We start from the raw sequence: 7,141 nt of genomic DNA, 5'->3' as shown, positions 1-7,141 counted from the left end.
ACAGCCCCCGCTCCGGCGGGAGATTAGAGGCGATTGCGATGGCCATGGCTAGCGGCAGGGCGACGATGGCGACGGCCAGCCCCGCAATCGCATCGGCAATAAAGTCAGAGCGGCTGTAGCCTTGACGGCGGAAAAGAGTGATGAATTTTGGCTCCAGAGAGTCATGGAAAGAGCGTAACATGAAAAAATGGTCCTTGGGAAAATCGATGGGGTAAGTGTAGCACTTTAACTTCCGTTTTATGCCTCTTCAGCTAAAATTTGCGCAATTTTCTGCACCTTCTTTTGGCTCTCCTTCTGCGAACTTTTTTTTCGTTCGGCATTGTTGATGTTCCAGAATGACTGTATGCAGGCTCACATAAGGAGTGTAGATGCTGTTATTGTCTCCTAAGCAGGAGTGGTTCGGCAATATCCGCGGAGATATTCTTGCGGGTATTGTTGTCGCTCTGGCGCTTATACCTGAATCGATCGCTTTTTCGATCATTGCGGGGATCGATCCGAAAGTAGGACTGTATGCGTCGTTCTGCATCGCCGCAGTCATCGCTTTCGTCGGAGGGCGTGCAGGGATGATATCGGCAGCAACGGGTGCGATGGCTTTGTTGATGGTGACGCTGGTCAAAGAACACGGATTGCAGTACCTGCTTGCGGCAACGTTGCTGACGGGGGTACTGCAGATCGTAGCGGGGTATTTGAAGCTCGGTACGCTGATGAGTTTCGTCTCCCGCACCGTCGTGATAGGATTTGTGAACGCGCTGGCGATTTTGATTTTTACGGCGCAGCTTCCCGAACTGACCAATGTGACGTGGCATGTTTACGCATTAACGGCGGCCGGGCTTGGGATCATCTATCTTTTCCCGTACGTTCCCAAACTGGGACAGCTGATCCCTTCGCCGCTGGTGACGATTCTCGTTCTCACCGCCGTTACGGTGGCAATGGGGATCGATGTGCGCACCGTAGGGGATATGGGAGCGCTTCCTGATACCCTACCGATCTTTTTGTGGCCCGAAGTACCTTTGAATCTTGAGACGCTGTCGATTATCTTCCCTTACTCGGCGGCACTTGCGGCGGTAGGTCTGCTCGAATCGCTGATGACGGCGACGATCGTGGACGATATGACCGACACCGACAGTGACAAAAACCGCGAGTGCAAAGGGCAGGGGATCGCCAATATCGCCTCAGGATGCATGGGAGGAATGGCCGGATGCGCCATGATCGGCCAGTCGGTCATCAACGTCAAATCCGGCGGCAGAGGCCGCCTTTCGACTCTCGTAGCGGGCGTATTGTTATTGATCATGGTCGTTTTCATGTCCGATTTGATCTCTATTATCCCGATGGCGGCGCTCGTTGCGGTCATGATCATGGTCTCTATCGGAACGTTTGACTGGGGATCGATCAGAGGTCTTAAAACACTTCCTATCTCCACGAATATCGTCATGCTCTCGACCGTTATTGTCGTCGTATGGACGCACAACCTAGCACTCGGAGTCTTTACGGGGGTTTTGCTGGCTTCATTGTTTTTCGCCAACAAAATCAGCCATTTCCTGTACTGGGAAAAATCGTTCGATGAGAGCAGTAGCACCCGCGTGTACAAATTTATCGGGCAGGTGTTTTTTAACTCGGCCGATAAATTTGCCGATGCGTTTGATTACAAAGAAGAAGTCAAACACATCATTATCGACGTTACCCGTGCGCATTTTTGGGATATTTCGGCAGTCTACGCGCTGGACAAAGCGGTGATCAAGCTGCGTAAAATGGGGAAAGAGGTGGAAGTAGTGGGGCAGAATGAAGCGACGAAAACGATTATCGACCGTTTCGGTATCCATGACAAACCCTCGGATATCGAAAAAGTCATGGGCGGGCATTGATTTCGATCAAGTAATCCGACGGGTAAAATAACTATAATCCTTCCCTTAAATCACAAAAAGGGCAACGAATGAGAATTATCGGGATGCTGCTTGCATCGGGAATCATGACATGGGGAGCCGAGGGGTATGGCGTCTATCAGAAACACTGCGCCTCTTGCCACGTCGAAATGATGGAGAAAACAGAGGTGATTAAGCACCTGCATACGCTTAAAGCCCCTCCGATGGTGGAAGTCTCGAACCGCTTGAAAGAAAACGTGATCATCTCAGACGAGGACAATGATGTCAAACGCCGCGTCATTATCGCGTTCATCAAAGACTACGTCGAAAACCCCAGTGTCCAGTACAGCATGTGCCATCCGATGGCGATAGAGAAGTTCGGAATCATGCCTTCGCTGAAGGGAAAACTCTCCGAAAAAGAGCGTCAGGCCGTAGCTGAATGGGTGTACGACCGTTATGAGGGGACGCCATTTCGTTGATCATCGTGCAACGAGCGTAAAACGTCCGCGCGACACATACAAAGCCGCCCCAAGAAACACGGCCGAGCCTCCGGCGATCCAAAACGGCGTCGTGCTTCCGAACGTGTCCCAGAGCCAGCCGGCCATGACAAGCGACGCGAGCGTAGCCAGTCCGACCGACGTGTAGTAGACGCCGTATGCGGTCGCTTTGAGCTCCTGCGGCGCTGTGTCGGAGATGATCGCTTTAGCCAGCGCGTTGAACCCCCCGGCAAAAAAGCCGTAGATCCCGAAACCGACCCATGCTCCCCATACCTCTCCCGAAGCCATAGCCAAAGTTCCCAGACCGAAAGCGAGATAGACGAACGACAGAAGCGCGGCTTTACCGAAACGGTCGGCAAGGCGGCCGATCGGTATCGCGAAAAATGCCTGCGTCAGGTTGTAGAGGGCATAAGCGAGGGGAATCATCGCCAATGCCACGCCGTTGTCGCCCGCCTTGAGGATCATAAACGAATAGTTCATCGCAAAGAGGCTGAAGAGGGTCTGGAAAAAGACGAGGGTGTAAAACGGCATCGGGAGCGCTTCGGGGCGGAACCGTTTGGCGGGGGCAGGGATGAAAGGGGCGTCGGTGATCGCAAACACGAGAATCGCCATCGAGATCAGCCCCGGTATGAGGCTGAGGGCAAAAACGGTTCGAAACGTCTCTTCGCTCTCTCCCAGCGCCCAGAGCAGGGCGAAAGTGGCCAAAGAACCCGCCAGCGCCCCCGCACCGTCCATCATTTTGTGAAAACCGAACACGAAACCGCTCTTACCGTTAGGGGTAGAAGCGCTGATCAGCGCGTCTCTTGGGGCGGCACGGATCCCTTTTGCCAGACGATCCCCGATACGGATCGTCGCGACCATTGTTGCGCTTTGGGCGAAGAATGCGAGGGGTTTAATGAGGTTGGAGAGGCCGTACCCGAAGACGACGATCCCTTTGCGCCGCCCGAGGCGGTCGGAGTAGAACCCCGATAGGGCGATGAGGAGGGCGACGGAGAGTTCCGCCAGCCCTTCGATCAGCCCGATCTGGGTTTTGGTCGCGTGTAAAAAACGCTCCAGAAATATGGGGAGCAAGGGGAGGATCATCTCCGTCGAAAAGTCGGTAAAAAAGCTGTTGGCTCCCAGCCCGACGATGTTTTTATTGAGCGGCGAGCCTTTCATAATTCCCTTTGATGAATAAGTAGGTTTATTTTAGCATATCGTATGCTGCTAATCTGTAATATTAAATAGTATCAAATACTTTCGTTTCCTCGACGAGGGCATTGATCTGACGTTGCAGATACTCGGGAAGGGAGGGGATATGCAAATCCAGAAATCCTTCGATAATCAGGGATTTGGCCCGATCCTCTTCGATCCCCGACGCCATAAGATAGGCCAACTCGTCTTTGGAAATCATCCCCACGCTCGCTTCATGAGAAAGCTCCAGATTGGGATTATTCGCTACCAGCTCAGGAATGGCATGGATGAAGCCCTTGTCGCTCAGCAGCAGGCCGTTACAGGCCATTGTCCCCCGTCCACCCGATTTTTCCCCGATGATTTTTCCCCGTGTGAGGACGTGTCCGCCGTTCGATACGACACGGCTGATCATCTGCGTCGAAGCCCCTTCGCCCTCTAACAATGCGGTCGATCCGACATCGAACACCGAACCCTCAGGAGCGTAGATGACCGAATAAAACTCGCCCAGTCCTCCCTCTTTGATGATCGCTTTGGGGTCCATCTGCACACTTTTGACGCTGCCCAGCGCTACATAGCTGGAGACGAATGTCCCGTTTTTGCCGACATACGCGGCGGTACGAGGATATACTTCGACCTCTTTGCCCCAGCTGTGTACCATCGTGGAAGTAACGATGGCATTGTCATGGATAAAAAATTCGCTCACCCCGATATGGCGCCCCGACTCGGCGTGGACGTTGCTCGTACACCCGCTGATCAGATGAAATTCCGATCCCTCTTCGGCGATGACGATGTTGTGGGTGCATTGGGTGAAACGGCTGCTGTCAATCAGGTAGCAGGTATAGATCGGCAGGACGACCTTTTCGCCTGCGCGGACACGGATGAAATACCCGAGATTGGCGGGGTTATTGGCCACTTCTTCGACATAGCTGTCCTGATCGGCGCTGACGAGCGAGTAGCTGAGTTTTCGCAGCCACTCGTATTTTTCCAGCGCAATCTCAATCGGGAGTATTTCGACCGCGCTTGTGGCGGAATGCGCATCGACGATCTGGGTGTCGCGGGCAAAAAAGGTCGCCGATTTATCCTCTCCGAGATTGTAGGCGACGTTTTTCATCGCCTGCAGGGTTGGTTCGTCGTAGGAGTTCATTGTTTCTCCTTATGATTGGCAATGCATTGAATGCACCCTGAAAATCCCCCTTTTTTGATATCTTCCATGATATCGAGAGGATTTCCGGTGCAGATGATCTTTCCGTCCATAAATACATGTCCCACATCGGCATGGACGGTACTGAGGATATTGCCGGTATGGGTGATGATGAGTGCGGAGCGTTCGCGCGAGGCCATCGGCGACTCTTTTTGCAGGATCGTATTGATCGCGTTGGAGATGACCGTGATGTTTTCGATATCAACCCCCGATTCGGGCTCGTCGATCAGTAGCAGATCGGGACTTTGGGCGTAGAGTTTGAGAATCTCGGCCCGTTTGAGTTCGCCTCCCGAAAAGCCGACATTGAGTTCCCTTTCCAGAAACGGCTCCATATTGAGTGCGGCGATGGAGCTATGTAGATCGCGGCTTTGACTGATGCTGTCCAGAAAACGCCTTAGCGTGACCCCCTTGATTTTGGGAGGGTACTGAAACGACATCCCGACCCCCAGATTGGCAATGGCATCGGTCGTCAGCTCTGCGGTATCGGTATCGTGGATGTGTACGCTTCCTTCTGTAATAGTGTATCCCGGAAGTTGCATAATGGCGCAGAGCAGTGTCGATTTGCCCGATCCGTTCGGACCGAAGAGGACGTGGACTTCCCCTTTTTTGATTGAGAGATCAATCCCTTTGATAATCTCTTTGTCACCGACGGCAACATGAAGATTTGCAATATCGAGTATATTGGTGTTCATGGTTATACTCCGTTTGCATGATGGCCTTTACCGATTATAGTGCTAAAATCGATTTTTTAACTTTAATATATTAGAATATTTGATCCATGTAAGTATTGCACACTCCTTGCATTCCAAGACGTGAAATATGAAAAAATACTGGAATGATCCCCGTTTTTGATACGGGAAAAACTTGTGATAATGATTAATATCGAGATGATACTGTTCATATTTAGACTTCTTAATATTAGCAACAGCCGCGGGATGCATCTTGACTCTCCCATGCCATACCGTATTCAGCTAAAAAAGTTTTAACGTCTTCAGTGCAGCATACCCCTTTGGGATTCGATTTTTCGCAAAACGATTTTCCTTCGCTGATGATGGCTTTGATCTTATCGGAGATATCCGGGATATTGTCCTCGATCATCTGAAAAAAGTCGCTTTTGAGCAGCTTTTTGCAATAGCAAAGTGGCGTTTTGAGATCGTCATTTTTGATAGTAACCTTTGATCTAATTTCGTCCTGATGGATAATGATGCTTTCAGAATCATCGTAATAAACTGCCGGACATGAGGGATTCATGCAAAAGTTGAATTTATCGGTATGATCCTTATAGTTCTCCAACATCTCTTTTTTGAATTGCGATTGTATTGTTAGGGACGAAACCTTTCTCCCAATAGTACCGCAAGCGGGGCAGCTTGCAGTTGCGGATGAGCTGAGTGAACATCCGCATCCGCTTCCGTTATCGCCGGTTGTTCCGCACTCGCAGCTCATAGATGTTTCTCCATATCGCATTCTGCCATTGCCTCTTCAACCTTTGAGGCTTCAAGTGTCTCTCCTTTGAGGGAGAGGGTAACGTTACCGTCTTCACCTGAAACATCGACGTGTTTAATATGATCTTTAAGATCACTGTTGCATTCGCAGCTGCATGTACCGCCGCTGTTGCAGTTTGACGCCATCGCTTCGAGTTTGGCTTTGGCGACATCGCCGGATAAGTGGATATCGACCCCTTCGGCTGTTTGAGTAATGTTTTTGTGAATCATGATCTTCTCCTGTATATGATTTCATAGGATAAGACGGACGGAGTGCCAAAAAGGTTGCACGTGCGTAGTGCAACTATTTTTTTAACGATTACGTCTTATAATGGAGAGTTTACTATTAAAGGATAATAGATTGATGGAGAGTTCGTTAACTTCACTTTATGAGACATTTCGACAGCCTCTTTTGCGCTTTGTACGATATAAAACGAACGATGAACATATTACCGAAGATATCGTGCAGGAAGTTTTTATCAAAGCATTTCGATCCATCGATACTCTAAAAGAGGGGCAAAAACTTCAAAGCTGGCTCTATGCCATCGCTTCCAATACGATCAACGACTATTTTCGAAAGCATAAGATCGATGTAACTGATGACACGGATGTATCAAATGATGAGGTTCTGCCTGAATCGATCATGCGTGAACTCGATTGTTGCTTATCAGCATTTATGGAAACGCTCTCTCCGATACAGCACGATGTATTGCAGAGTGTTTATTTTGATGAGCTGACTTTGAGTGAATATGCCGAAAAAAACAATCTGAACTTATCAACCGTCAAATCACACTCTAAGCGGGCAAAAACTGCTTTGAAATCTCTTCTCGAAGAGTGCTGTCGATTTGAGAATAATAGCCGTAACGAGATAGTCGATTTTCATAAAAATGATACAATTTGCCAAGCTAAATGTGGATACAAATGATGAGA

Annotated in this window: 9 protein-coding genes; 3 read left to right on the top strand and 6 right to left on the bottom strand. The window is 49.9% G+C overall.

Annotated features, from left to right (window positions below):
- A partial coding sequence (locus JU82_RS05910; protein WP_037947915.1) for a SulP family inorganic anion transporter occupies positions 1–181 on the bottom strand: 181 nt, incomplete at its 3' end.
- Positions 182–371: 190 nt separating this feature from the next.
- Here JU82_RS05910 and JU82_RS05905 point away from each other — a divergent pair.
- Positions 372–1,862: a SulP family inorganic anion transporter gene (locus tag JU82_RS05905; RefSeq protein ID WP_349678315.1), complete on the top strand. Its 1,491-nt coding sequence runs from the start codon at positions 372–374 to the stop codon at positions 1,860–1,862.
- 68 nt (positions 1,863–1,930) lie between these two features.
- Complete coding sequence (locus tag JU82_RS11855) at positions 1,931–2,338, top strand: cytochrome c (protein WP_294892312.1); 408 nt, start codon at positions 1,931–1,933, stop codon at positions 2,336–2,338.
- Here the strand turns inward: JU82_RS11855 and JU82_RS05895 are convergent, their stop codons facing one another.
- The 5 genes from JU82_RS05895 to JU82_RS05875 form a co-directional block, all read right to left on the bottom strand.
- Complete coding sequence (locus JU82_RS05895; protein ID WP_294892310.1) at positions 2,339–3,514, bottom strand: MFS transporter; 1,176 nt, start codon at positions 3,512–3,514, stop codon at positions 2,339–2,341.
- Between the two features lie 61 nt (positions 3,515–3,575).
- On the bottom strand, positions 3,576–4,673 hold the full coding sequence (locus tag JU82_RS05890) for a SufD family Fe-S cluster assembly protein (protein WP_037947911.1): 1,098 nt from the start codon (positions 4,671–4,673) through the stop codon (positions 3,576–3,578).
- On the bottom strand, positions 4,670–5,422 hold the full coding sequence (locus JU82_RS05885; RefSeq protein WP_037947909.1) for an ABC transporter ATP-binding protein: 753 nt from the start codon (positions 5,420–5,422) through the stop codon (positions 4,670–4,672). Before JU82_RS05885 ends, JU82_RS05890 begins: the two co-directional genes overlap by 4 nt.
- Before the next feature lie 226 nt (positions 5,423–5,648).
- Positions 5,649–6,173 carry a hypothetical protein gene (locus JU82_RS11850; RefSeq protein ID WP_294892308.1) on the bottom strand — a complete coding sequence of 175 codons (525 nt, stop codon included), beginning with the start codon at positions 6,171–6,173 and terminating at the stop codon, positions 5,649–5,651.
- Positions 6,170–6,442 carry a hypothetical protein gene (locus JU82_RS05875; RefSeq protein WP_037947906.1) on the bottom strand — a complete coding sequence of 91 codons (273 nt, stop codon included), beginning with the start codon at positions 6,440–6,442 and terminating at the stop codon, positions 6,170–6,172. Before JU82_RS05875 ends, JU82_RS11850 begins: the two co-directional genes overlap by 4 nt.
- 133 nt (positions 6,443–6,575) lie before the next feature.
- On the opposite strand from JU82_RS05875, the gene JU82_RS05870 reads away from it, so the two are divergent.
- Positions 6,576–7,136, top strand: a complete 561-nt coding sequence (locus JU82_RS05870; RefSeq protein WP_037947904.1) for a sigma-70 family RNA polymerase sigma factor — start codon at positions 6,576–6,578, stop codon at positions 7,134–7,136.
- The last annotated feature ends 5 nt before the right edge of the window (positions 7,137–7,141 follow it).

This window comes from Sulfuricurvum sp. MLSB (genome assembly GCF_000747095.1).
Taxonomy (GTDB): Bacteria; Campylobacterota; Campylobacteria; order Campylobacterales; family Sulfurimonadaceae; genus Sulfuricurvum.
The sequence above is the reverse complement of the archived record's forward strand: the minus strand, read 5'-3'. Positions and strand labels throughout refer to the sequence as shown.

What these genes read in the sequence shown, in the direction of transcription:
- JU82_RS11855 (WP_294892312.1), top strand. Translation starts at nt 1,931, where the DNA reads ATGAGAATTATCGGGATGCTGCTTGCATCGGGAATCATGACATGGGGA.
- JU82_RS05895 (WP_294892310.1), bottom strand. Translation starts at nt 3,514, where the DNA reads ATGAAAGGCTCGCCGCTCAATAAAAACATCGTCGGGCTGGGAGCCAAC.
- JU82_RS05890 (WP_037947911.1), bottom strand. Translation starts at nt 4,673, where the DNA reads ATGAACTCCTACGACGAACCAACCCTGCAGGCGATGAAAAACGTCGCC.
- JU82_RS05885 (WP_037947909.1), bottom strand. Translation starts at nt 5,422, where the DNA reads ATGAACACCAATATACTCGATATTGCAAATCTTCATGTTGCCGTCGGT.
- JU82_RS11850 (WP_294892308.1), bottom strand. Translation starts at nt 6,173, where the DNA reads ATGAGCTGCGAGTGCGGAACAACCGGCGATAACGGAAGCGGATGCGGA.
- JU82_RS05875 (WP_037947906.1), bottom strand. Translation starts at nt 6,442, where the DNA reads ATGATTCACAAAAACATTACTCAAACAGCCGAAGGGGTCGATATCCAC.
- JU82_RS05870 (WP_037947904.1), top strand. Translation starts at nt 6,576, where the DNA reads ATGGAGAGTTCGTTAACTTCACTTTATGAGACATTTCGACAGCCTCTT.